This window comes from Endozoicomonas sp. GU-1, from assembly GCF_027366395.1.
GTDB lineage: Bacteria > Pseudomonadota > Gammaproteobacteria > Pseudomonadales > Endozoicomonadaceae > Endozoicomonas.
This window is the reverse complement of record NZ_CP114771.1, coordinates 855,989-881,065: the sequence shown is the minus strand read 5'-3', so window position 1 is coordinate 881,065 and position 25,077 is coordinate 855,989. Positions and strand designations below refer to the sequence as shown.

The 25,077-nt window shown below is 48.3% G+C and carries 23 protein-coding genes, 4 tRNA genes and 1 pseudogene; 19 read left to right on the top strand and 9 right to left on the bottom strand.

The genetic code is table 11. The annotated features are described in order from the left end of the window. Positions 1 to 188 precede the first annotated feature (188 nt). Positions 189 to 767, top strand: coding sequence for a DUF1285 domain-containing protein (locus O3276_RS03380; RefSeq protein WP_269674371.1), 579 nt, complete (start codon positions 189 to 191; stop codon positions 765 to 767). Positions 768 to 789: 22 nt separating this feature from the next. Here the strand turns inward: O3276_RS03380 and O3276_RS03375 are convergent, their stop codons facing one another. Continuing rightward, positions 790 to 2,448: an electron transfer flavoprotein-ubiquinone oxidoreductase gene (locus O3276_RS03375; protein ID WP_269674370.1), complete on the bottom strand. Its 1,659-nt coding sequence runs from the start codon at positions 2,446 to 2,448 to the stop codon at positions 790 to 792. Positions 2,449 to 2,875: 427 nt separating this feature from the next. On the opposite strand from O3276_RS03375, the gene O3276_RS03370 reads away from it, so the two are divergent. The 10 genes from O3276_RS03370 (at position 2,876) to O3276_RS03330 (ending at position 8,718) form a co-directional block, all read left to right on the top strand. Further along, positions 2,876 to 3,625, top strand: a complete 750-nt coding sequence (locus O3276_RS03370; protein ID WP_101748524.1) for an electron transfer flavoprotein subunit beta/FixA family protein — start codon at positions 2,876 to 2,878, stop codon at positions 3,623 to 3,625. Beyond that, complete coding sequence (locus O3276_RS03365; protein WP_269674369.1) at positions 3,625 to 4,554, top strand: electron transfer flavoprotein subunit alpha/FixB family protein; 930 nt, start codon at positions 3,625 to 3,627, stop codon at positions 4,552 to 4,554. The genes O3276_RS03370 and O3276_RS03365 overlap by 1 nt, the downstream gene beginning before the upstream one ends. A 158-nt stretch (positions 4,555 to 4,712) precedes the next feature. After that, positions 4,713 to 5,354, top strand: a complete 642-nt coding sequence (gene uvrY, locus O3276_RS03360) for a UvrY/SirA/GacA family response regulator transcription factor (protein WP_269674368.1) — start codon at positions 4,713 to 4,715, stop codon at positions 5,352 to 5,354. Between the two features lie 169 nt (positions 5,355 to 5,523). Further along, positions 5,524 to 6,969, top strand: coding sequence for an excinuclease ABC subunit UvrC (gene uvrC / locus O3276_RS03355; RefSeq protein WP_332328182.1), 1,446 nt, complete (start codon positions 5,524 to 5,526; stop codon positions 6,967 to 6,969). A 17-nt stretch (positions 6,970 to 6,986) separates the two neighbouring features. Next, entirely contained in the window at positions 6,987 to 7,367 is a 381-nt protein-coding gene (locus tag O3276_RS25420) for a helix-hairpin-helix domain-containing protein (RefSeq protein ID WP_332328181.1), read from the top strand. A gap of 145 nt (positions 7,368 to 7,512) precedes the next feature. Next, complete coding sequence (gene pgsA, locus O3276_RS03350) at positions 7,513 to 8,076, top strand: CDP-diacylglycerol--glycerol-3-phosphate 3-phosphatidyltransferase (protein ID WP_269674367.1); 564 nt, start codon at positions 7,513 to 7,515, stop codon at positions 8,074 to 8,076. 140 nt (positions 8,077 to 8,216) lie between these two features. Continuing rightward, positions 8,217 to 8,292, top strand: a tRNA-Gly gene (locus O3276_RS03345). Between the two features lie 108 nt (positions 8,293 to 8,400). Continuing rightward, positions 8,401 to 8,474: transfer RNA gene (locus tag O3276_RS03340), tRNA-Cys, on the top strand. Between the two features lie 60 nt (positions 8,475 to 8,534). Then, positions 8,535 to 8,621, top strand: a tRNA-Leu gene (locus O3276_RS03335). Positions 8,622 to 8,644: 23 nt separating this feature from the next. Next, positions 8,645 to 8,718 (top strand) — tRNA-Cys (locus O3276_RS03330). A 17-nt stretch (positions 8,719 to 8,735) separates the two neighbouring features. Here O3276_RS03330 and O3276_RS03325 read toward each other — a convergent pair. From O3276_RS03325 to O3276_RS03305, 5 genes and pseudogenes are all read right to left on the bottom strand, one after another. Next, the gene (locus tag O3276_RS03325) at positions 8,736 to 9,548 is read right to left on the bottom strand and encodes a protein DA1 (RefSeq protein WP_241693324.1); all 813 of its coding nucleotides are present in this window, start codon (positions 9,546 to 9,548) and stop codon (positions 8,736 to 8,738) included. Positions 9,549 to 9,563: 15 nt separating this feature from the next. Further along, positions 9,564 to 9,692, bottom strand: a pseudogene (locus tag O3276_RS25625) (LIM domain-containing protein); the annotation flags it as partial. Positions 9,693 to 9,856: 164 nt separating this feature from the next. Next, positions 9,857 to 10,960, bottom strand: coding sequence for a tyrosine-type recombinase/integrase (locus O3276_RS03315; RefSeq protein WP_269674365.1), 1,104 nt, complete (start codon positions 10,958 to 10,960; stop codon positions 9,857 to 9,859). Continuing rightward, on the bottom strand, positions 10,957 to 12,036 hold the full coding sequence (locus tag O3276_RS03310; RefSeq protein WP_269674364.1) for a coiled-coil domain-containing protein: 1,080 nt from the start codon (positions 12,034 to 12,036) through the stop codon (positions 10,957 to 10,959). Before O3276_RS03310 ends, O3276_RS03315 begins: the two co-directional genes overlap by 4 nt. A gap of 384 nt (positions 12,037 to 12,420) precedes the next feature. Further along, the gene (locus tag O3276_RS03305; RefSeq protein ID WP_269674363.1) at positions 12,421 to 12,750 is read right to left on the bottom strand and encodes a MarR family winged helix-turn-helix transcriptional regulator; all 330 of its coding nucleotides are present in this window, start codon (positions 12,748 to 12,750) and stop codon (positions 12,421 to 12,423) included. A gap of 571 nt (positions 12,751 to 13,321) precedes the next feature. Between O3276_RS03305 and xthA the strand changes: the two genes are divergently transcribed. The 6 genes from xthA to O3276_RS03275 all read left to right on the top strand — a co-directional run bounded on the left by xthA (position 13,322) and on the right by O3276_RS03275 (position 20,641). Next, entirely contained in the window at positions 13,322 to 14,140 is an 819-nt protein-coding gene (gene xthA, locus O3276_RS03300) for an exodeoxyribonuclease III (RefSeq protein ID WP_269674362.1), read from the top strand. 124 nt (positions 14,141 to 14,264) lie between these two features. Beyond that, positions 14,265 to 15,473, top strand: a complete 1,209-nt coding sequence (locus O3276_RS03295; RefSeq protein WP_269674361.1) for a hypothetical protein — start codon at positions 14,265 to 14,267, stop codon at positions 15,471 to 15,473. Between the two features lie 428 nt (positions 15,474 to 15,901). After that, positions 15,902 to 16,858 carry an efflux RND transporter periplasmic adaptor subunit gene (locus tag O3276_RS03290; RefSeq protein WP_269675928.1) on the top strand — a complete coding sequence of 319 codons (957 nt, stop codon included), beginning with the start codon at positions 15,902 to 15,904 and terminating at the stop codon, positions 16,856 to 16,858. 6 nt (positions 16,859 to 16,864) lie between these two features. Then, the gene (locus O3276_RS03285; RefSeq protein WP_269674360.1) at positions 16,865 to 19,963 is read left to right on the top strand and encodes an efflux RND transporter permease subunit; all 3,099 of its coding nucleotides are present in this window, start codon (positions 16,865 to 16,867) and stop codon (positions 19,961 to 19,963) included. An 88-nt stretch (positions 19,964 to 20,051) separates the two neighbouring features. Beyond that, positions 20,052 to 20,312: an AbrB/MazE/SpoVT family DNA-binding domain-containing protein gene (locus O3276_RS03280; protein ID WP_269674359.1), complete on the top strand. Its 261-nt coding sequence runs from the start codon at positions 20,052 to 20,054 to the stop codon at positions 20,310 to 20,312. After that, a complete protein-coding gene (locus O3276_RS03275; RefSeq protein ID WP_269674358.1) occupies positions 20,312 to 20,641 on the top strand; it encodes a type II toxin-antitoxin system PemK/MazF family toxin in 330 nt (109 codons plus the stop codon). The genes O3276_RS03280 and O3276_RS03275 overlap by 1 nt, the downstream gene beginning before the upstream one ends. Positions 20,642 to 20,686: 45 nt before the next feature. On the opposite strand, the gene O3276_RS03270 is transcribed toward O3276_RS03275, so the two are convergent. Beyond that, positions 20,687 to 21,484: an MOSC domain-containing protein gene (locus O3276_RS03270; RefSeq protein ID WP_269674357.1), complete on the bottom strand. Its 798-nt coding sequence runs from the start codon at positions 21,482 to 21,484 to the stop codon at positions 20,687 to 20,689. A 142-nt stretch (positions 21,485 to 21,626) separates the two neighbouring features. Here O3276_RS03270 and O3276_RS03265 point away from each other — a divergent pair, with 142 nt between their 5' ends. Beyond that, positions 21,627 to 22,418, top strand: coding sequence for a TatD family hydrolase (locus O3276_RS03265; RefSeq protein ID WP_269674356.1), 792 nt, complete (start codon positions 21,627 to 21,629; stop codon positions 22,416 to 22,418). Here the strand turns inward: O3276_RS03265 and O3276_RS03260 are convergent. Both O3276_RS03260 and O3276_RS03255 read right to left on the bottom strand, forming a co-directional pair. Beyond that, the gene (locus O3276_RS03260) at positions 22,415 to 23,380 is read right to left on the bottom strand and encodes a cation diffusion facilitator family transporter (protein ID WP_269674355.1); all 966 of its coding nucleotides are present in this window, start codon (positions 23,378 to 23,380) and stop codon (positions 22,415 to 22,417) included. The genes O3276_RS03265 and O3276_RS03260 overlap by 4 nt on opposite strands. Positions 23,381 to 23,418: 38 nt before the next feature. Then, the gene (locus O3276_RS03255; protein WP_101748540.1) at positions 23,419 to 23,667 is read right to left on the bottom strand and encodes a glutaredoxin family protein; all 249 of its coding nucleotides are present in this window, start codon (positions 23,665 to 23,667) and stop codon (positions 23,419 to 23,421) included. 137 nt (positions 23,668 to 23,804) lie between these two features. Between O3276_RS03255 and O3276_RS03250 the strand changes: the two genes are divergently transcribed. Further along, the gene (locus O3276_RS03250; protein ID WP_269674354.1) at positions 23,805 to 25,046 is read left to right on the top strand and encodes a cation:proton antiporter; all 1,242 of its coding nucleotides are present in this window, start codon (positions 23,805 to 23,807) and stop codon (positions 25,044 to 25,046) included. Positions 25,047 to 25,077 lie beyond the last annotated feature (31 nt).

Sequence of the window (25,077 nt, the reverse complement as noted above, 5' to 3'; positions counted from 1 at the left end):
CTGAGCCAATCTTTATTTCTTTATGTTAGCATTGGTTATTCTTGACATTATGAATTGAGATAAAATTGACATTTTTTCATGAGTTCATCTGCTTGATGGCAAGCACCCTGAAAAACATCAAAAAGCTGTTATTACCAAATAAGGCATAATAATGGGCTGAATAGCCAGCAAGCATGGGAGTATGCTTTGTGAACAATGGATCAAAGCCGGAAAATATTGTGGCAAATCTGCAGTTTTTGAATGAGAAAAAAGGATTGCCTCCTGTACACAGTTGGAACCCTCCTTTCTGTGGTGATATTGATATGCGCATCAGTCGGGATGGCCGTTGGCACTACAATGGCTCCCCCATTGGCAGGGAATCAATGGTGAAGCTGTTTGCTTCAGTTCTCAGGCATGATGATGATGGCCATTACTACCTGGTTACTCCGGTAGAAAAAGTAAGAATCCAGGTGGATGATGCGCCATTTGTTGCGGTTTCTGCAGAGGTTCGGGATGGTGGGAATGGACCCGAATACCTGTTTACCACCAATGTTGGTGATGAGGTAGTGCTAAGCAACGAACACAATCTGAAAATGATCAAAAGTATAAAAACCGGGGAATTTGTGCCTTATATCCGGGTTAGAGATCGACTGGATGCATTGGTAAATCGCAATGTGTTTTACCAGTTAGTGTCAGAGGCCGTTGAAACCCGGGTGACTGGGGGGATAGAGTTAAGCATTCGCAGTCAGGGGCAAGACTATTCCCTTGGAGTTGTTGAGGGTGGCTGAGCCACCCTCATTGCAGGAAAGATCACATGTTTGGATAATTCGGCCCGCCAGCACCTTCCGGGGCAACCCAGGTGATATTCTGAGCGGGATCCTTGATGTCACAGGTTTTACAGTGAACGCAGTTCTGGCTGTTGATCTGGAACCGGTTTTCTCCGCTATTCTCGTCCACCACAATCTCATAAACCCCGGCAGGGCAGTACCTTTGTGCTGGCTCATTATAAGCCGGAAGGTTTTGCTTAAGCGGAATGGTTGCGTCTTTAAGCTTCAGGTGACAAGGCTGATCTTCCTCGTGATTGGTATTCGAGAGGAACACTGAACTCAACCGGTCAAAGGTGATCACACCATCAGGTTTTGGATAGTTGATGGGGCTGGACTCTGCCGCTGGCTTGAGCTGGGCGTAATCCGCAGTGGTATCGTGCAGGGTGAATGGCAATTTGCCATTGAAAATATTGAGGTCTGCAAAGGCAAAGGCGGCACCAAAGATGTTACCAAATTTATGCATGGCCGGACCGAAGTTCCGCTGCTGATGCAGTTCTTTATAAAGCCAGGACGCTTTGAATGCCTCATCAAAGGATTCCAGTTTATTGCCGCCCTCAGAGCCTGCACTCACCGACTTGAACACTTCTTCTGCCGCAATCATGCCGGACTTCATGGCGGTATGGGAGCCTTTTATTTTGGCACCATTCATGGTTCCGGCGTCACAACCAATCAAGAGTCCGCCCGGAAAAGTCATCTCAGGTAATGACTGTGGCCCACCTTTGGCCAGTGCTCTTGCACCATAGGAAACCCGTTTTCCACCTTCCAGGTATTGTTTGATAACAGGGCTCTTTTTGAACCTCTGGAACTCTTCAAAGGGGCTAAGATGCGGATTTGAATAGCCCAAATCAGTAATAAGGCCCAGTACTACCTGATTATTCTCCAGATGGTAGAGGAATCCGCCACCGGTAGACCCGCTTTCAGCCAGTGGCCAGCCGGCAGTATGAACCACCAGGCCCTGTTGATGCTTCTCGGGTGCGATATCCCACAGCTCTTTAATGCCGATGCCGTAATGTTGAGGATCACGCCCTTCATCCAGCTTAAAATGGCTGATAAGTTGCTTGCCCAAATGCCCGCGGCATCCTTCGGAAAAGAGCGTGTATTTGGCGTGCAGCTCCATACCTGGCATAAAGCTGTCTTTCTCGTCACCGGAAGCTGAAATCCCCATATCTCCGGTGGCAATGCCCCTGACACTGCCATCGTCGTTAAACAGCACTTCCTGGGCGGCGAATCCCGGGAAAATTTCCACCCCAAGTGACTCGGCCTGCTCCGCCAGCCAGCGGGTGAGATTGCCGAGACTGATGATGTAATTCCCTTCATTGTGCATGGTTTTAGGCACAAACAGGTTGGGTACTTTTATGGATTTTTCTTCAGAACGAAGTACATAAATATCATCGGATGAAACCGGGGTATGTAACGGCGCACCCAGCTCTTTCCAATTGGGAAACAGCTCATTAAGCGCAGTTGGTTCAAAAACGGCCCCCGAGATGATATGAGCGCCAACTTCGGAGCCTTTCTCGACAACGCAGACACTGAGTTCTTTGTCCTGCTCCTGAGACAATTGCATCAGCCGACAGGCGGCTGACAAGCCGGAAGGGCCTGCACCCACGATAACGACATCAAATGCCATGGATTCGCGTTCCATGATGAGCTTCCTCCCTGTCGGAGTGTTATTTTCAGAACGGTATTCAAACAACTGTTTGAAATTGCTTGGCATTATACTCAGTGTTTCCCCCGAATGGACAACACGTCATTAGTTATTAATACCTACACACGGAAATGTTCCGGCTGCTGAACAACTGCTATCTTGTCCTCAACAGCTATTCTGCAATCAGCAGAATCAGGTGTATTACCGGTGGTGCATAGTAACAGACACCTGTCTTAAATAAGAATATCTGAGTGAACTGATTGAAACATACGTTTGAACCCTTATTGACGTACTGGTAGACTCCGTTCCAGCAGATGTGTGAACACAGGTTGCTGAAGGATAATAAACTTGTCTGTCCGGTTGTTCGTTATCTGCTCGACAATTCAAGACCAAGCCAATAACGAGAAGGGAAGGCTGCGAACTCATGAAAATATTAGTAGCCGTCAAAAGAGTCATTGACTATAACGTCAAGGTTCGAGTGAAGGCGGATAACACTGACGTCGATCTCACCAACGTCAAAATGGCGATCAACCCTTTCTGTGAAATTGCTGTTGAAGAAGCAGTAAGACTCAAAGAGAAAGGTGTCGCTACAGAAATCGTTGCCGTATCCCTTGGTGCCAAAGAGTGCCAGGAGCAGATACGAACAGCGCTGGCTCTTGGTGCAGACCGAGGCATTCAGGTTCAGACTGATCAGCCCCTGGGTTCCCTGGCAGTTGCCAAACTGCTTAAGGCCATTGTGGATGAAGAAAAGCCTGACCTTGTTCTTCTGGGTAAACAATCCATCGACAGTGACAATGGCCAGACCGGTCAGATGCTTGCGGCACTTGCCGGTATGTCTCAGGCAACCTACGCCTCAGAGGTCAATGTTGACGGTGATAACGTTAACGTTACCCGTGAAGTGGACGGTGGTTTGCAGACGTTAAGCCTGAAGCTGCCCGCAGTGATTACCACGGATTTGCGTCTGAATGAGCCGCGTTACGCATCACTGCCCAACATTATGAAAGCCAAGCGTAAGCCTCTGGATGTCAAATCACCAGAAGATCTCGGCGTAGCAGTGTCGTCTACTTTAACGACGATCAAAGTAGAACCACCGGCTGAACGACAGGCGGGTATCAAGGTGGCCAGCGTGGATGAGCTGGTAGAAAAATTAAAAAATGAGGCGAAGGTGATCTAATGGCCATATTAGTCGTTGCTGATCATGATAACAGCACGCTCGGAGCGGGAACTCTGAACACGGTTGCAGCTGCCACCGCAATCGGGGGAGAGATTCACCTGCTGGTTGCAGGGTCCGGGTGTAGCCCAGTTGCAGAGCAGGCCTCTGCCGTAGTGGGTGTATCAAAAGTCTTGCTGGCTGAGAATGCTGCCCTGGAAAACCGACTGGCAGAAAATGTCAGTCTGCTGGTTGCTGAACTGGGCAAGGATTACTCTCACGTACTGGCATCCACCTCAACCGATGCCAGAAATATGATGCCACGGGTAGCGGCTTTGCTGGATGTTGATCAGATATCCGACATCATCCGTGTGGAAAGCGAAGATACCTTTGCCCGTCCGATCTACGCTGGTAATGCCATTGCCACGGTTCAGTCCAGTGCATCTATCAAGGTTATTACCGTTCGGAACACAGGTTTTGACCCGGTTTCTGCTGAAGGTGGATCTGCCAGTGTAGAAACTGTTGTCAGCAGTCATGATGCGGGAGTGTCGAGCTTTGTCAGCGAAGAGCTGGCTCAGTCTGACCGTCCTGAGCTGGCGGCTGCGGACATCATTGTGTCCGGTGGTCGTGGCATGGGTAATGGAGAGAACTTTGAGTTACTCTACAAAGTAGCGGACAAGCTTGGCGCCGCAGTCGGTGCTTCCCGTGCTGCCGTGGATGCAGGCTATGTACCCAATGACATGCAGGTGGGACAAACCGGTAAGATTGTTGCCCCCAAGCTGTACGTCGCCGTTGGTATCTCCGGAGCCATTCAGCATCTGGCTGGAATGAAGGACAGTAAAGTCATTGTTGCTATCAACAAAGATGAAGAAGCGCCTATATTCCAGGTTGCAGACTATAGTCTGGTAGCAGACCTGTTTGAAGCTATTCCGGAGCTTGAAGGCAAGCTCTGATCAATAGGGCAGCTGCCTTTTAAAAAAAATACCACTTTCTTTGAAAGTGGTATTTTTCTACTGGTTTTATGCCTTTTTTTCTCTCGGGGTTTTAAGCCTCATCAACTCTGTGCATAATCTTTCACAATAAAGCGATAAGAAACATACCGGAGTAGATTTTGATACGAGTTCTGGTTGCGGATGATCATGATTTGGTGAGAACTGGAATTTCTCGCATGCTAGCTGATGTTGAGGGTATTGAAATTGTAGCCCAGGCTGTCAGCGGTGAAGATGCTATCAGCCTTTATCGGGAACTCACTCCGGATGTTACCTTAATGGATGTCAGAATGCCCGGCATTGGTGGGCTCGAAGCCACCCGGAAAATCTGCCAGATCAACCCTCATGCAAAAATTATTGCCGTAACCGTCTGCATGGATGACCCATTTCCCACCAGGCTTCTTGAAGCCGGTGCCTCAGGTTACGTCACCAAAAGTTCAAACATTACCGAAATGGTTACGGCCATTCGCACGGTATTTACCGGAAAGAAATACATTTCCCCGGAAATTGCCCAGCAAATGGCTTTAAAAGCTATAGAGCCAGACAGAGCGTCACCCTTCAATCAGCTCTCTCATCGCGAAATGCAAATAGCTCTTATGATTGTTAATTGCGAGAAAGTGCAGACCATATCCGATAAGTTATGCCTCAGTCCCAAAACGGTGAATAGCTATCGCTACCGGATGTTTGAAAAGCTGAATATCACCAGTGATGTCGAGCTGACACACCTGGCTATTCGCCATGACCTGGTAGATACCATAGAGTGAACGCTGCCTTACAGGCTCTGATGAACCTCTTGTTGAGTTCCTTCCGCTACTCCCGGTGCTGATGCCCGAAAATACTGTTACCTGTACTGAAAAATGCAGGCTTATTCGTTTCTACCGCGCTGTGAAGATATAATGAGCAGGTGATTTGATAACCGTTGTCTGGTGGTTCATGACAGGTAGTGAAGAAAGCAAAAAGTTTGATCACAAATCATTTCTGGAAAAGGTGTCGAGCCGTCCGGGGGTCTATGATATGCGTGATCACAGTGGCAAAACACTCTATATCGGTAAAGCGAAAAATCTTAAAAATCGTCTCTCAAGCTACTTCCGGGCAACGGGTCTTACCACCAAAACCATGGCTTTGGTAAGCAAGATTGCTGATATTCAACTGACGATTACCCACACTGAAACTGAGGCGCTGCTGCTTGAGCAAAACCTGATAAAAGACAGAAAGCCACCCTACAACATTTTGCTGAGGGACGACAAGTCATACCCCTACATCTATATCTCCGGTGATGATGATTTCCCCAGGATGGACTCCTGTCGTGGACGTAAACGACAGAAAGGCCAGTATTTTGGGCCTTACCCCAGTAGCGGAGCGGTTCGGGAAAGCCTGCACCTGCTGCAGAAGATTTTTAAGATACGTCAGTGCACTGACATCTATTTCAACAATAGAACCCGGCCCTGTCTGCAATATCAAATCAACCGTTGCAAGGCCCCCTGTGTTGGTCTGGTCTCAAAAGAAGAGTACCAGCAGGATCTTGAGGATACCCGGCAATTCCTGGATGGCAAAAACCAGCAGTTAATCCGTTCGCTGATAAAGCGCATGGAAGATGCTGCGGAATCCCTGGATTTTGAAGAGGCGGCGGCAACCCGGGATAAAATCAACCACCTCCGGGCTGTTCAGGAACAGCAGACGGTGACCAAGTCGGCCGGCGATATCGATGTGATCGGGTTTGCCCAAATGGGTGGCAATACCTGTTTTGACGTGCTCTTTGTTCGTTCTGGCAGGTTGCTTGGTCATAAATATTACTTTCCTGATTTTAAGCTGGAAGCTGAACGGTCTGATTACCTGGAAGATTTTATGGCCCAGTTCTATGTAAGGCTGTTTGCCAGTCGTGATTTTCCTGAGGAGATCGTGGTTCCGTTTGAGCTGACCGGTGCAGATACTATTGAGGACGCGATCCAGGCGGTTTCTGGCAAGAAAATCAAGATCAAGGACAAAGTACGTTCTGAACGGCACGATTGGTTAGGCCTGGCTAATAAAAATGCGCAGCAGAATCTTGAAAGTCACCTGGCGAGCAAGAGCCATTTAAACCAGCGATACGCACAACTTAAGGGTTTGCTGGACATTGAGCAACCCATCCTGCGTATGGAGTGTTTCGATATCAGCCATACCATGGGAGAGGCAACCGTCGCATCCTGTGTGGTATTTGGTCCGGAAGGGCCGGTGTTCAGTGAATACCGTCGGTACAATATCACTGGTATAGAGCCCGGGGATGATTATGCCGCCATGGCGATGGCTCTTGATAAGCGTTATCAGAAACTGGCGGAGGCAGATGCAGCGGAGGGGGCAGGCCGGATCTTATCATTATTGACGGGGGTAAGGGGCAGTTAGGAAAGGCGTCGGAGGTGATGACCAGGCTGCAATTGCCAATTCCCTTGCTTGGGGTTGCCAAGGGAGTAACCCGAAAGCCCGGGCTTGAAACACTGATTTACCAGGATCAGGAGCTCAACCCCGAAGATGCTGACGCAGCATTGCTGTTGATACAACAGATCCGGGATGAAGCACACCGCTTTGCCATCACCGGGCATCGACAGCGCAGGCAAAAGGCCAGAAACCGTTCCGTGCTGGAAGATATTCCGGGTATTGGCAGCAAAAGGCGATCAGCTCTATTGAAGTTTTTTGGTGGTCGTGAAGGCGTGAGTGGTGCAACCATCGAAGAATTGAAGAAAGTTGAAGGTATCAGTCTGAAGCTGGCGCAGCAGATACATGAATATTTTCATAATGACTAGCACCGAAGAGCAGGACTGTGTACCGTATGCCCTGCTTTGATTTCTTATGATCATCCCGAAAGAGCAAGGCGCTATGTCAAACCGTCCCAAGGCTGCCAGCTGCATGCTTTATGGCCTTACAGCACAAGAGCTTAATTAAGTAGTTATGAACGTCCCGAATTTTCTAACACTAACACGAATTGTTCTGGTCCCATTTCTCGTCGTTATTTTTTATCTCCCATTTGAGTGGAGTTACCTTGCCTGTGCTGGAATATTTGCCTTCGCTGCCGCAACAGACTGGTTTGATGGGTATCTTGCCCGTCGGCTCAACCAGACAACCCCTTTCGGGGCATTCTTTGATCCGGTTGCTGATAAAATAATGGTTGCCACGGCGCTGTGCCTGCTGATTGATGAGTTTCGTGCCTTCTGGATGACGGTGCCGGCTCTGATCATTATTGGTCGGGAGATTGTCATCTCGGCCCTGAGAGAGTGGATGGCTGAGCTGGGTAAGCGGACCAGTGTTGCCGTGAGCATGATCGGTAAGGCGAAAACCATGGCTCAAATGACAGCCATTACCTTACTGCTATTATCACCCGTGCCTGTTGATTCCTGGATTGGTTTGCTTGGTATTGTTCTGCTGTACCTTTCAGCAATTCTGACACTATGGTCCATGTATATTTATCTGAAGGCCGCCTGGCCAGATCTTTCTCCGTTCAATAAGCCTGACTGATGTGACGGAAAGCGGTTGACATCAAAGCAAAAAAACCTAAAATACGCTTCGTGTTCGGGCGCTGGCAGACAGTTAGCCAAAGTCGTCTAGCACTGGTTCTTGATTATCGATTGCCGATTGTTGATTATCAAAAAAAGTGTGCGGGAATAGCTCAGTTGGTAGAGCGCAACCTTGCCAAGGTTGAGGTCGCGAGTTCGAACCTCGTTTCCCGCTCCAATTATTCCGTTTATGTGATTCAATTGCATAAATACGAGCACGATACATTGATGCTTTCAATGTTCAGGTTTGTCTCTTGCATCAAGAGCAAACCAGGCTCAAGATTCTGGCGAGTTAGCAAAGCGGTTATGCAGTGGACTGCAACTCCATTTAGACCGGTTCGACTCCGGTACTCGCCTCCAGAATAAAATTACAGGCTGAGCCTGTTTTTTTATGTTTTTACTCTGTACTATTCAAGTACTGCCCGAGTGGTGAAATTGGTAGACACAAGGGACTTAAAATCCCTCGATCGCAAGATCGTGCCGGTTCGAGTCCGGCCTCGGGCACCACCCATCTTTCTTCTTTTTAGAAGGGCGAGTTAGCAAAGCGGTTATGCAGTGGACTGCAACTCCATTTAGACCGGTTCGACTCCGGTACTCGCCTCCATTTCTTTTTCCCTTCTGTTAAAAAAAGAAAGAACTCCAGCGACCGGGGAATTTCTTTTTATCCCTGATAAATTCCAGAAGTGTGGTCAGTGGCATGTGCTTCAATGACTCTCTGGCCTCCCGAAACCCATCGCCATAAATTGGGTCGGCACTTTGCTCTATCTGCTTTTTTCGAAATTCAGCATCTTTGGTGTTAAGGTTTTTTAACCAGATATACTCCATTAATACGCACATTCCTTCCTCTACCTTCAGTGGCAGATTTTCATAATAATTGTAAAAAAACCAGGCATGGGTGAGCTCATGAATCATTACGGTTCGGAAATGCTCTTCCGGCAGATTGATCTGGATTAAAATGCAGTCAAAATTTCTGGCTAATATCTGTCCTTTCCGGTGGGTTGTCGTGGTTCGGGTAACCCCAAGAATGGGATGATTATCATGAAAGTCGTGATGGCTGGCGTCATTTAGCTCATCACGGCCGCAGAGTTTTACAGGTGTTTGTGTCGAGTTCAGGCTAAGTCCAACCGATGCCAGCGCTGAGCGCATTTCAATAGCAATGCGGTCAGCGCGCTCCTGGGTGGAAACGCCATTGAGACTGCATTTGTTGCAGATAACAACCCCGTCGGGATACTGCATACCGCCATTGGTGAGATTGTCACAAACAAGCCGACTGCAGCTGGAGCACTCCGGATGTCCATCATGGTTATTGCAAAAAGCATTGCCCCAGAAATCCACAAAGTAGTTTCTGGTGAGAGGGTTCCGACAGACAGAGCAGAGTGGGGCGGTCTGCTTTTGGGCACAAACCGGGTGCCAGGCCATTTTATCAAGTTCCACATAGTTTCCCTTGACGGGCTTTCTACAACTCGGGCACCTGAGGCAGTCAGGATGAAAGGCCCGGTTCCGGAATACGACAAAAGCCTTTCCTGCAAATGGCTTCCTGCAGCCACTGCACCTGAAACACCCCGGGTGCCAGCGCATGCCCATTGCCTTAACGCATTGGCCCTTGAGTGGTTTTTTACAGCCCTGGCAATAGTTCATGACTTTCCCTGATGTATGAGTAATCAGTCCCCAGACCATTTACGGAAGAATTCCTCCTTTATTACTGGTAAAAACAATTCTTCATGGTCTTCTTTTCAGCGTAATCAGATATGATGATCGGCAGCCATCTTTTTCAGTCTACTTGCTTCTGCATGGTAGTACTGGCTTGTGGTATTGATTGAATCATGACCTGCAAATATAGCAAGGTCTTCGATATCCATTTTTCGAGCCAGGTGCGTCAGCGCTGTATGGCGTAGCGTGTGAAATGGTAGTCCCTGTAATCTCTGCCTGATATCCGGTGATGCCTTGCTCTGGCAATTTTCCATAAAGGATCGCCACCAGAATCGAAGCCCCCGGGCTGAAAGCGGGGTGATCAGCCCCCCGGTTTTGCGTGTTTTTGGTGCCAGGGGAAAGGGGTCTCCGTACAGGCCTGAGAATCCATTCATGCCTCTGTATTCAATGATTTGCTGTTGGAGTACTTTATTCAGGGGGACCTGCCTTCTTTTTCTGCCCTTACCCAAAACACTGAGATAAAAACCGTTGTCATTATCGGGGTGTATATCTGAACAGGTATGCCCGGTCAGCTCAGATTCCCGTAAAGCCAGCCCATAACTTAAAGAGAGGATAAGGCGGGTTCGGGCTGATTCCATCCGTTCTCTTTCGGTGCCTATTGGCAGGCTTGTCAGGCACTCTTTAATAAATTGCCACTCATTATCATAAAAATATCGGATGATGGTGTTGCCCCGGGCTACCTTTTCACCCGAACGAATAAGTGATGCAGCTGGATTGCCAGCGGTATAGCGATTTTTCTCCAGAAAAGAGAAAAAAGAGGACAGTACATCAATAACCTGATCGGTGCTTTTTCCTGGCTTGATGGGGGATCTGAACATAATTCTCTCCGGCTGACCGGGAAGAATGCCAGGCATCAGCCAGCGCGGAGGTAAGTTCTGGATAAAGCTGACATAGGCTTGCAGGTGCTTAAGGCGCACATCTTTATACCCAATTCCTAATTCAAAGTACAAAAACGCTGTCAGCCTGGTTATTTCTCGCTCATAACGGCGCAGGGTCTCTTCTGAGCGGGCTCCGGATTTGTTCAGGAAAAGCACCATTGCTTCACCATCATTGCCCGCTCCCATCATATTGTCATTTACACCATGATGAGCGGGCAGGGCATTCAGAAAAACAGAACGGTGAATCGGCTGGCTCACTGCGTTACCTCAGGAGTATCGGTTTTTTTGGACAACGCTTTTTCAAAGGCCTCGGCAATACCACGGGCTCTTTCAAGTTCAAGTCGAAGAGTGCTGATTTCATCAAGTCGCTCTTTTGTTTCCAGCAGCCGACTCTCCAGCTTTTCTTTATCTGATAATGCGGTCCTGTATTGCTCTTGTATCATATTGGATTCCCTAGCTCCCGCCAAAAGGTTGCGCACTGCACCTAATAAACTGCCCTGATCACTGTCCAGCAGCACCATAAGCTGATTGGCAAGCTGAGCCGTGGCTTCTGTCTTGCCTTTCTCTGAAGACAGATTATTTCTTTCTTCGCAAACCTGAATATATGCCTTCGATTTGCTATCCAATCGGCTTTGCAGCTCCAGATTATGTTTTTTCAACTCCTGCTGTTCCTGAAGCTGGTTGCTTATTTTCTTTTCCAATCCCTGCTTTAACCTTCGCTCATCATCGACCACGCCAATCCAGTGATTCAGTTGCTCCTGGCTCCGTTGATCCATCTGTTTCTCCAGGTTGCTGATGGCCTGAAGATGAAGGGCTTTTTGTTCGGCAGCTGCGGATTGCAGTTGTTCAGTTTGTCTCTGTTCTGATTTCAGTAGTGATTCCAGTTCTTTCAGGTCCTGGTTTCTCTGCTGCAAACTGAGCCTCGTTGTCTCGAGCTCTGTATTGATATGCTGAATCTGATCCTGAAGTTCAGAGTTGCTGCGGGACAGTTGAATATTCTTTTCCAGTAGTTGATTCAGGCTTTCCTTTAGCTCATCGATCTCCTGGTTAGCGGCCTCTGTAAAATCCCGCTGCTCTTCGGATAACTGATGCTTCCATTGGGCAATTCCTCTTTTCAGGCCTCTGACCAGATCCTCCGGCAATTCAAGCGCTTCGGCTTCGCCCAGAGCGCCTAAATATCGCCATTCATTGTAATAAGGCAGCACAGTCTGCTTCCCCATTTTTCCGATGCGGGCGACTTTGTCGGCGTTAATTCTCTCACCTTTCTCTTTCAAGTCATCAAGGATACTGAAAATGTGCTGCCTTCTGACTTTGTCCTGCTCTGAGTTCTTCATATTCGCTGTAGTTTCCAAAATATAGAACCAATAATACTGGTATTGTAATACCAGTATTATCAGTCTCACAATATAAAACTTTACTGCCGGTAACTGAACTTACCGGCAGTAATTTGTGTTTGATAGCGGATATGATGGGTAGCAATAGGCAGAGGGCAGAGCCTGTTGGTGATTTATTGGGTCATTCGACGTGTCGGGGCATCCCTAAGACGAGACCGGGTTAGGAATAAGAGAGGAAGGTCCGGATTTCTCGACAGCCCAAAATGTCAGAGAAAAATGAGCGGTGGATATAATGAGAATAAGAATAGAGGAGGGTTAGGGCCCTAAAGAGTTACTTCTCCAATACTCCCACAACCGTGTAGAGCCCTGGTGATACTGGCTTGTTCATTTCAGATAACGAGCTTTCTGCTTGATTTTTTCCACCAGTTTTTTGCCTTTGGCCGTCAGGGTCAGCTTGAAATAGCGACCATCATCTTCGTGCTGAACCTTTTTGATCAGCCCCAGGCCAGGCCTGTCGTGCCGTCCTTCACCCAGACGTTTCACGCTGACCGCGATATCACTTGGGGTACCACAGGTGAGCTTTTCAGCATTGACAAGATCCGTAATGGTTTCCCCGGAGTTTTCTGCAACCACGAGGAGAATTTGCCATTGGATAACCGTCAGTGGTTGTTCCTGCATCAACTGGGTTAATTTGATAAGACCTTTTAAAGTCATTGGCAGTTACCTTTCTCTAGTTAGTTATGAGGTTTGTTGTGGACTAGTAGCGTCGTTTACTTTCCATGCTATTAGGCTTAAGCCTAGTCTGTACAACTGTTACGGCGACTGCTATACCAGAGTAAATGTTAGACAGTTTTCTACTGCTATAGCAAGTTTCCGTTCACAGTCGTTAAACATTTCGGCAATGAGTAACAAAACTGTTACGTTAGGAAACAAACACTCAGAGGGCGATCCTTTCAGTCATGGAGCATCCAAATCGTCATTAGCCCGCCAATTATTACGACTGAAGGCGGGTAGAGCTCAATGACGTCTAATGAGCAGTGTCTCCTTAATATTGGTAAAGTGTTAGACAACGATTTTTGGAAAAAATTCTCTAAAAAAATACATTACGCATATTTTGTCGTGAATAAAGCCCATGACAGGTGTTTTTTTTTCTGAGAGACAGTGTTTAAATCGATGATATTAATATGCGCATAATATATATTATGTTAAATTAGCAATATTGGTTACACCCCTCGATGGCAACACCCAGACAACCCTGAAACTGCCCTAAGGTTATGATAAAACGATGAAAATAGTCAGCTTTAATGTAAATGGTGTGAGGGCGCGCTTGCATCAACTCTCCCGGGTAATTGATGACCATAGTCCTGATCTGATAGGCCTTCAGGAGATTAAAGTATCTGATCAAGACTTCCCGGTGAAAGCCATTGAGGATCTGGGTTACAGCGTCTTGTATCATGGCCAGAAAACCCATTACGGCGTTGCATTACTCAGCAAGACGCCTGCAGTGAGTGTTCAAAAAGGTTTCCCTACGGACCTGCTTGACGCCCAGCGTCGCGTTATCATTGGCGACTATGAGTTGAACGGGCAAATGTTGAGAGTCATTAATGGCTATTTCCCCCAGGGAGAAAATCGCAGCCACGAGACTAAATTTGCCGATAAAACCAGGTTTTACAATGATTTGCAGACTTATCTGCAAAACTCCTGTTCCCCCTCCTCCAATATTCTCGTGATTGGTGACTTTAATATCTCTCATACAGACCTGGATATTGGCATTGGTCCCGCTAATGCCAGACGATGGCTAAGAACCGGTAAATGCAGCTTTTTGCCAGAAGAACGGGAATGGTTTGACCGACTGCTTGGCTGGGGGCTAACTGATTGTTTCAGGGAGCTATATCCTGATGAAGATAATCTCTTCAGCTGGTTTGATTACCGTAGCCGTGGGTTTGAGAGTGAGCCAAAGCGTGGCTTGAGAATAGATTCTATTCTGGCAACCAACTCTTTAATGCAGATATGCCAATCCATTTTTATGGATTATAAAATCAGAGCCATGGAAAAGCCCTCTGATCATGCACCCGTTATCGCTGAATTTTCTGAGTTAATATAAATTCTTTTTTATAAGATATTGATAATCTTTACTCTATTTACCATGTGATAATCATTCGTATTTGCATCTTGGCAAAGCCTGACTATTCTAACTCCATTCAATAACAAATGATTGGGATATAAATATGACCGCTTTGCAAAAAAGCAGTATGCTTTTTATCATTCTCTTTGCTTCTCTTCCCGGGTATTGTCTGGCAGGACTGGATGACGGTGTTAAAAAGCATGAAATATCATTAAATTACCTGGGTAAGGGAACATTTAAAGGTCATATTTGTGTGCAATGCTCTGACCAAAATAATGCTTGTGAATCTGTCCTGGAATTTGAACAGGATGGTGATTTTCCATACCTGCCCTCTTTAGCAGAAATGAAGTTTCAGGGGCACTTTCAAAAAGATTTAAATGACTTATCAGAGCTGGGTTCCATCACCGTACAAAAAGACAGCAGGGAAACCAAAATTCCGTTAGGTATTGATTATGATGAACTGTCGCTTGGTGATAAAGACAATCCGACCACCAGGGCTGTGATTGCGCATCTACACCCGTCCTTAATCCATCATGCCAAAAAAGAATTAGACAACATTACCGAGGCTGCGGACTACCTGACGGGTTCAACCAGGAACTCCCAAACCCTGCACTTATTTAAGCCGGAACCACACAACCTTTCATTTAAAGATTCAGAGAAGCTGGCAAGCTCTGTCCATAGCGATTTTATGGTGCTGGATATTGGTGAAAGTTACTCGATGGTCCTTATATTCAACCAGGAAAACGTTCCGGAATTTATCTACGTACTTGACCGCTGGAAACTGTACAGAGATCCAATATTCAAAACCATTATCGGCTATGGTGATCTGGTTGGGCTGGTGTTACACGGCATGGACTTTATCAAATACAGCGGTTCATTGCTGGGCATAACAAGCCATGGTCATCATCATTCACACTTTGCCTTTTTGAAAAACCTTGCCGGTTCTGTCGGCATTGGGCCAACGGCGTATCATACCTTGACCAGTCTGATAAGTTCCGGTTTCCATATTGCCGAGATAATTGACCATAGCCATGGTGTCAGTGAATTTATCAGTGGTGGTCAGAAGCACTACCATGATCATCATCATGGTGCATGGGAAAACCTCTTTGGTCACATGCATTTAGCGCATACAGTTGCGGAAATGATTGCCGAGCCTTCTCTTGCTCATGGACTTCAAACGGTTTTAACCTTTGCCAGCTTTGGCTATCACCATGTGCCACATCATTATTATGAACACCCAATGTCGGATGTTCTTCGTCCGGTAATATACTCCCGGAGTCAATCTACTCCTGATGTTAAAACCGTGAACTAACACATTCCATTTACTCAGAACTCTGATCACTTCAGAAATGGTGGTCAGAGCCTCCCTTCCCTTTCATCACCCGGTTGAACTATAAGAAACTAGTCGCATTTCTTATGGGATATTGCGAGAATTCCGGATCTTATGGATACTAATACGCGTCCGGCGTTGTACTTTTTATAAATGATTCTTATCTAATGCTTCGGTAACTCGTCGGATAGACGATGAAATACGTCAGGGCAATGACTGCCAGCTCAGAATAAAAATATGATACTGGGGTAAACAAGAGTGCAAAAGTTAGTCAATGTGAACGGCTCATGGTTAGCCGCCAGTGTTATAGCAGTTGGCATTGGTATCTACCTGCTGACTGCGGATGTCGTTAATATTAACGACGCTGAAAAGTCAGCCCCCCTTCCCGGGATAGTCAGGAAAATACGGTTATTCCGGTTGTCCAGGCCTCTAACTTTAAGCAATCACCGGTCCATCGCACACTGACACTGTATGGCACCACGGAAACTGACCGGACCGTCACAGTCAGTGCTGAACTGGCAGCCCGGGTTATTAATATCAGTGCTGAACGTGGTCAGCTGATGGCATCGGGTGACGAAATTATCCGGCTACGTGAAGGCAGCCTGAAGGCTCAACTGAAGTCTGCTGAAGCTCGTGTCAGACAAGCTGAGCAGGATTACCAGTCAGCCCTTATGCTGCAAAAGAAAAAACACATTGCTGATAATCAGATTACCCAACTTGAGGCTTCCCTGGCTGAGGCGCTGTCGCAAAAAGAGCAGCTCCAGACGCATTGGGACAATACCCTGATTAAGGCCCCCGTTTCCGGCATTCTTAACAAGCGCTATGTGGAAGTTGGTGACTTTATTGATAAAGGAAAACCGGTGGCTGAAATTCTCGACCTTGACCCACTGGTGGTCCATGTCGATGTTCCCCAGAATCACATTAATTATTTTACCTCCGGCCAGAAAGCAGTTGTCCGGTTTCTCGATGGAGCGACCAGCGAAGCCACTATTCGGTTTATTGATCGACAGGCTGATGCATCAACCCGGACATTTTCTGTCGAGCTAACCATCCCGAACCCTGATATGAAAGTTCCCGCAGGCCTCAGCGTTGAAGCCGATCTGCTGATGGAAGCAGTTATGGCACTGGCAATAAGTCCTGCATGGCTTGCGTTGAGTGAAGAAGGCGAACCGGGGATTAAATGGGTGACAATGGACAATCGGGTCGAGTTCACCCCCGTAGACGTGGTCAAGTCGGAAAGTGACCGACTCTGGGTGACAGGCATTCCAGAACAGGCCAGGGTCATTACCCGTGGTCAGGGCTTTGTTCGATCCGGTGATCAGGTTGATGTCATCAACCCTGATGTTTCTCTGGTTGCCGGGGAGTAATGGCCAATGCAAAGTCTGATTGCTGCATCACTGATGCGGACCCGTACGGTCATGATGCTGTTGGCGTTAATCCTGATGACCGGGCTGGCCAGCTATCTTACGATTCCCAGGGAGTCGAACCCTGATATTACCATTCCGGTCATTTATATCTCCGTATCACACGAAGGCATCTCGCCGGAAGATGCCGAACGGCTGCTGGTACTTCCCCTGGAGAATGAACTCAGGGCGATAGAAGGCGTTAAGGAACTCAAGGCCACCGCATCCCAGTCCCATGCCTCCATTACCCTGGAGTTTATCGCCGGGCTGGATACGGATGAGGTCCTTGCAGACGTCAGGGATAAGGTTAACCTTGCCAAAAGTAAGCTGCCACAGGATACCGATGAGCCCATTATCAACCAGATTTCCTTTGCCAGTATGCAACCGGTGATTACGGCGGTACTGTCTGGCAATTTGCCCGAGCGCGCACTGGTGAGAATCGCCCGGGAACTTAAGGATGTGCTGGAATCCAGAAAGCAGATTCTGGAGGTGGATATCGCCGGCGACCGTGAGGAAGTGGTTGACGTTATTATTGATCCACTCAAGCTGGAAAGTTACGGGCTGGTGCCTGCGGATGTGATCAATCTGGTCTCCCGGAACAACCAGCTGGTTGCTGCCGGCAACCTGGACAATGGTAAGGGACGTTTCTCGGTCAAGGTCCCTGCTGTCTACAAAACCGTGGCTGATATCCTCTCCCAACCCGTCAAGGCGGACGGTGATCGGGTAATTACTTTTGGTGATATTGCCAGCGTTCTCAGTACCTTCAAGGACGGTGGCGGTTACGCCAGAATGAACGGCAACAACAGTATCGCCCTGGAAATCAAAAAGCGCCCCGGGGAAAACATTATTGAAACCGTGATGCTGGCCAAAGCCATTATTGCTGAAGGCCAGAAACTGGCACCGAAAACCCTGAAGGTTGACTATGTGGGTGATCAGTCGGTGGATGTGGTGGATATGGTCAACGACCTGCAGAACAGCGTTCTGGTGGCCATCACTCTGGTGGTAACGGTGATTGTCGGGGCGCTGGGCCTGCGCAGTGCCATGTTGGCAGCCATTGCTATTCCCGGCTCTTTTCTGACCGGTATTCTGATCATCGCCATGATGGGTTTAACCATTAATATGGTGGTCCTGATCTCGCTGATGATCGCCGTTGGTATGCTGGTTGATGGTGCCATTGTGGTCACCGAGTATGCCGATCGGAAAATGAGTGAGGGGGTTGCCCGCAGGCAGGCCTATCAGGAAGCCTCGTTACGCATGGCATGGCCAATCATCGCCTCCACAGCCACCACACTTGCGGCCTTTTTCCCGCTGATGTTCTGGCCGGGCATTATGGGTGAGATGATGAAGTACCTGCCATTAACCCTGATTGCTACCCTCTCCGCATCGCTGGTGATGGCGCTGATTTTTATCCCAACCATTGGTTCCCTGATTGGTAAGCCCAGAAAACTCAGTGAGCTGGAAAAAAGGTCCATCACCGAAGCGGAAACCGGAGATTTAAACAAGGTGCCCGGTTGGGCCGGGATCTATATTCGAACGTTGTTGAAAGCGATCCGGCACCCTTTAAAAATACTGTTCTCTGGCATGGCGATGGTGGTAGCCATTTACTTTGCCTTTATCAGTTTTGGCAAAGGCATTGAGTTCTTTCCTGATGTTGACACCAATAACATCATGATCAAGGTGCGCGTGAACTCCAGCAACCTGTCCATAGATGAAAAGGATGAGATTCTGCGACGGGTAGAAGCAATCCTGCTGCAACAGCCAGAATTAAAAACATTGTATGCACGAACCGGTGATAATCAGGAAGTGGGGACCATCCGCCTGAATATGGTGGACTGGAAATATCGCCGCAAAGCAGCTCTGGTGGCAGAAGAGATTAATCAGAAACTTGCCCATTTTGCCGGACTCGATATCACCGTTGAACGAAGAAAAGATGGCCCTCCCCAGGGCAAACCCCTGGAGCTGGTGATCAGTGCCAAAGACCTTGATGTCCTCCACGAGACCGTGGGCAAAGTCAGAACGGTTCTGACCGGCATTGATGGCTTTACCAATCTGGCAGACGACGGCCCTACTTCCGGCTATGAATGGCGCATCGATGTAGACCGTGCCGGGGCTGCCCGCTATGGTGCCGATGTCAGCAGTGCCGGTGGTCTGGTACGGCTGGTGACCTCGGGTTTAACGGTGGGCGGTTACCGTCCGGATGACAGCAGTGATGAAGTGGACATTCGTATTCGTTTTCCTGAGTCAAACCGCCACCTGGAGAGCATTGATCAGCTCCGGCTGATGACCCCGGCGGGCCTGGTTCCCATCAACAACTTCACGACCCGGGAAATTGCCCCCAAGGTTGACAGTATCAAGCATCTGGATGGTAAACGAACCGTCACGGTCAGTGCCAACCTGGCCGAAGGCATTCTGCTCAATGACCTGCTGCCCGAATTGCAGGCGCAGCTTGATGCATTGGAAGTGCCACAGGAAGTCAGCTTTATCATCAAAGGACAGAATGAAGATCAGCAGGAAAGCAGCCAGTTTTTGCTCAAAGCTTTCGCGGTTGCCCTGTTTGTGATGGCCATGATTCTGGTGACTCAGTTCAACAGCTTCTACCAGGCATTCCTGATTATGTCAGCGGTGGTACTGTCTACCGGAGGTGTATTATTTGGCTTGCTTCTGGCAGGAAAACCCTTTGGCATTGTGATGTGCGGTATTGGGGTCATTTCCCTGGCGGGTATCGTGGTCAACAACAATATCGTGCTGATTGATACCTACAATGTGTTGCGCAAACAGGGCATGAAGGCCGAAGAAGCGATTCTTCGCACCGGTGCCCAGCGTCTGCGACCGGTGATGTTGACCACCGTCACTACTATTCTGGGTCTGATGCCAATGGTGCTCTCCACCAATATTGATCTGTTCAACCATCGACTTGAGATTGGCGGCCCAACTGCCCAGTGGTGGAATCAACTATCAACGTCCATTGCCGGGGGATTGGCCTTTGCCACTGTGCTGACACTGGTTCTGACGCCCTGCCTTCTGGTGATCGCTGGTCGTAGGCAAGATAGAAAGATGGCTCAGAAATGATCTTCAAGAGTGAAAGATATATACATTTGTTGACACTCTTCTGGCTGCTATCTAGTATCTACATAGATAGATACTAAAAAGGTTTTACATGGAAACTGAAATCAAGCGATGGGGTAATAGCGCGGCTGTGCGATTACCCGCTAAGGTTCTCGCTAAAGCTGGACTTGAGGTAAATAGCAGTATCAAGATTGAAGCACTTGATGGTGAGATCGTTATCAAACCTGCCAGCTCCCATAAAGAGTACACCATGGACGAACTGCTATCAGCCAGTCCTGCCAGTGCCTTCATTCTGGATGAAGAAGACCGGGAATGGCTCAATGATGCACCAAAGGGAGAGGAGCTTCTGTAATGGCGTATATTCCCGAGCGTGGCGATGTGATCTGGGTTGACTTTGATCCAACGCGAGGCGTGGAAATACAGAAGACTCGGCCTGCACTGGTTTTATCTCCAAAAGCATTTAACCAGAAGACAAAACTGGTTCTGGTAGCACCTGTCACCTCCACTGCCCGTGGTCATGCCTTTGAAGTTTCAATAGCGGGCAATCAGGTTTCCGGGGTTGTAGTGTGCCAGCAGGTCCGAACGGTAGATTACCAGGCAAGACACATAAAGAAGGTGGAAAGAGCTTCAAAATCGGTCGTTGATGAGGCTTTGGCAAAGGTCAGGGCTATTGTGGCCTGACGAAAAAAGACATCAGGCAATAGCATCTGCTATTACCTGAATAACTCAATATTCCAAAATCGTAACTTTATCGCCTATCCGGATAATGCCTTCCTGGTCCGGAATAAGGTTCTGGCCAAAGATAACACCCATTTCCGTTCGACGATATTGCGCCAGCGTAAATAGTGGTTCCCTCCCCTCTTTCTGTCCGGTTTCAGGGTTGACAGTGGTCATTACACACCGTGAACAGGGTTTGGCTACCCGAAATGTGATTTCTCCTACCCTGATCACTGACCAGGTGTCTTCTTCATAGGGCTGTTGACCACTGATGACAATATTGGGCCGGAAGCGGGACATCGGCACTGCATCAGTCAGGCGTTGATTCAAATCAGCCAGAGATGCTTCACTGGTGAGCAAGAAAGGAAAACCATCGGCAAAACTGGTGTGATCCTCTCGCTGGGAGTATCTGGCATCGGTTGGTCTTATTGATAGTTCCGGCTGATAAAACAGCCTGCATTGTATAGCCAGGAAATCGCTGAACCACCGGGCAGCAGCATCCCCGGCATCCAGTGCCTGACAATCGTCTTTCCAAACCGTTACTGTGGCAGAGCAAGCGCCCTCCTCCGGTATCGCTACATAGAGATTCTCGACCGCTGGCCGGGTAATCAGTAATCCCCCATCAACAATGGATGTGACCACGGTTGCCAGCTCTGGATATTGCCGTTGAGTGATAAACTTGCCATGTTCATCCGTCAACAGCCAGCGGCGATCATGCTCAAAACCTCTTCGGGTGACATGGGCGCTTTCCAGGGGTATTCCCCTGGTTGATTTGATTGGATAGATAGCCAGCCCGGTGACTTGCATCCGCCATTGCTCCTGTAAATTTTTTAGCCTGAAAATATTAGCGCCTAAGGATACGGCTATTGCCTGTTGATGAGAACCTTGTTTATAAGAAGAATCAACAGCAAAATATCCGGCAAACATACGGGTTATAACAGGATTCTCAATGACACAGCAGCTGGTGGATATAGGCGTTAACCTCAGTGATAAGGCTTTTGACCAGGATCATGATGAAGTTGTCAGTCGTGCGGTTGAGCACGGTGTTACTACCATGATCCTCACCGGTACTTCTTTGACAGAGTCACAGAGGGTCCTGGGGCTGGCCAGAAAATATTCAAAACACTGCTTTTGTACCGCCGGTATCCATCCCCATGGAGCCAAAGATACCAATACCCAGACCTTTAACGAGCTGAAAGCCTTATACAGTGAGCCAGAGGTGGTGGCCGTTGGCGAAACCGGTTTGGATTTTAACCGTGACTTTTCCCCACGGCCTGTGCAGGAGAAAGTATTTGAGCGTCAGTTGGAGCTGGCTATTGAGTCTGGCCTGCCACTGTTTTGCCATGAGCGGGATGCTTCAGAACGCTTTGCAGATATCATCAGAAACTACCGGGATCAGGTCAGCAAGCTGGTTGTGCACTGCTTCACAGCCGATAAGAAAGCCCTGTATCGATATTTGGACCTGGACTGCCATATTGGCATTACCGGTTGGATCTGTGATGAACGACGGGGAACCCATCTTTACCCGCTGATGAAGGATATTCCTGCAAACCGATTGATGGTGGAAACCGATTCACCATGGTTGCTGCCAAGAACATTGGCGAAAAAGCCGAAAAACCGGAGAAATGAACCGGCCTTTCTCTTTGAGGTTGTGCAAATGATCGCTAAGCACACCGGGCAATCCCCGGAACAGGTTGCCCGGCAAACCAGGGCAACATCACTGGAATTCTTTAATCTCTAGTGATCATGACCATCCGGGTCAAGATGGACAATAACATCCGCTTCGGGCAGGTAGTCAAGCACTGCCCGCTTGGCCTGAACGCCGAGATCGTGGGCATAGATCAGCGGCGTATGTGGCTCAAGATCCAGATGCATCTGAATAAACGGGGTTGAGCCTGACATTCGGGTTTTAACGTCATGAATACCCAGAACACCATCAACCGAGAGCGCCCGTTGCTCAATTTCCTGAAGTTCTTCCTCAGGCAGTGCCTTGTCCATCAACTGCTCAATGGATTCCCAGGCAAGACTCCTGACACTGAACAACATATAACCGCCAATCAGCAGGGCAAGGACATTATCTACCTGGTGATAGCCATAGCTGGTGCCAATGAGTGCAGCCAGCACCGCAATATTGGTCAGAAGGTCCACCTGATAATGCAGTGAGTCCGATTTTATAGCCGCTGAGTTGGTTTTTCGGATGACATAGCGCTGTATGGATAACAGGATCAGTGTGGCAATGATGGAGAAGGCCATCACCATAATACCGGCACTTTCATTTTCCAGCATCACGTCCTCACCGGTTATTCGGTCAAGCGTGTTAAGCACCAGAACAATGGCCGAACCACCAATAAAGGCTGACTGAGCCAGAACGGCAAGCTGCTCAGCCTTGCCATGGCCAAAGTGATGGTCTTCATCCGCTGGCGCAATGGCAATCCTGACGGCAAATAATGTGATCAGGGAGGCCAGAATATCCATGGTGGAATCCAGCAAGGTAGCCAGCAGGCTCATGGAGCCGGTCATAAACCAGGCAATAAGTTTGGCAATGATCAGCAGGCTTGCCGTTGCCACTGAGGCATAGGTTGCCAGTTTGAGGAGGCGGTTTTTGTCGTCAGACACGTTCTTTCCAGTGTTACTGTCATTAAGCCCGGACGATGCCATCCTGGCACGCGATTCTCGTCTTTGAGCCAGAGCGTAGTTAATCATGCGATCCCTGCCAATTAACAACCGTCGATGTTGTTATCCTATCCTGAAACGGGGGTTATCAGCCACTGATTCAATGCCTCAAGGGTAAATGGCCAGCCAAGTTCCCTGCCCTCTGCTGACGCGATGACCGGAATCCGGACACCATAACGATCAACCAGACGATCATCTTCACTGATCTCTACAGCTACCCATCGGCAAACCTGCTGCTTTTGCAGAAAATTGAGCATTTGTTCAGCTTGTTCACACAGGTGACATCCGGAAGTGGTATATAAAGTCAGTTGAATCATAAACTATTCCCTAAAAAGGGTGTCTATCATAGCGATAATATAACCGTAGAGTTAGTAAAGATTACGTAGATATAACTACAATACAATGTTTTTGCTTATACTCTCTCTGGGCATTAATAATTTCAGCTGGCGATCCCATGGACTTTACATTTTTCAATCAACTCATGCTTATTCTGGCTCTGTCAGCCGTCACTATTGCCTTTTTCAAGCGATTTCAACTGCCGGAAAGCCTGGGTTATTTATTTGTCGGCATCATTCTTGGGCCAACAACGTCCGGACTGATACAGCAGGACTTTGATATTGCCCTGCTGGCCGAGATCGGGGTGGTTTTCCTGCTGTTTACCTTAGGCCTGGAATTCTCCATGAAAACCATTATGGCCATGAAAAAAGAGGTATTTGGCCTGGGTGGGTTGCAGGTGCTCCTGACCGGAGTCGGCATTTTTGGCGTTCTGATCGCTTTTGATTTTGCCGTACTCACATCCTTTGTCTGTGCATCGGCACTGGCGCTCTCCTCCACCGCGATTGTCTCCAAGGAACTCACCCAGAGTAACGAAATACGTTCCCGCCAGGGGCAGCTGGCCATCGGTGTCCTGCTATTTCAGGATATTGCCGCCGTTGTCTTTCTGATTATGATTCCTGCCCTGATCGGTGGCGGCAGTGACTCCATCGCCTCCTCCCTCGGGTTTGCCTTTGCTGAAGGGGTTGTGTTTGTGGTGATCATGCTGGCCATTGGCAAATGGGTTCTACCCCTTATTTTTCACGAGGTTGCCAAGGCCAGATCTGAAGAACTCTTCGTGCTTATGGCGTTGGTTATTGCCCTGATGGCCGCCTGGCTCTCTCACGCAATGGATTTATCCATGGCGCTGGGCGGTTTTGTGGCAGGCATGATGATGGGTGAGAGTCACTACAAACACCAGGTTGAAGCCGATATCAAACCCTTTCGGGATGTGCTCCTCGGGCTGTTTTTCGTATCCGTTGGTTTAATGCTGGATATGGATGTACTGGTCACTTTCTGGAAAGAGATTCTACTGGGTACGGTAGCATTGATTGTCTTTAAGTTTCTGGTGATCTACACCCTGACCAGAACCTTTGCCGAGAGCAAAAATATCTCCCTCAGAACCAGCCTGTCACTGGCCCAGGGCGGCGAGTTCTGTTTTGCCCTGGTTGCCCTGGCATCGCAATATGGTGAGAGTGGCGGCAACCTGACTTCCGTTGTACTCGCGATTACCATCTTATCGATGATCATTGCGCCGCTTCTGATCAGAAACAGCAATGCCATCGTTAAACTGGTCAAGTTCGATAAATCCGAACAGAGTATTCATCGGATAAAGAAGAGGAAGTCCGCAAGCAAACTGCCCATATACACCACCATACCCTGATCTGTGGTTATGGCCGTGTCGGGCAAACCAT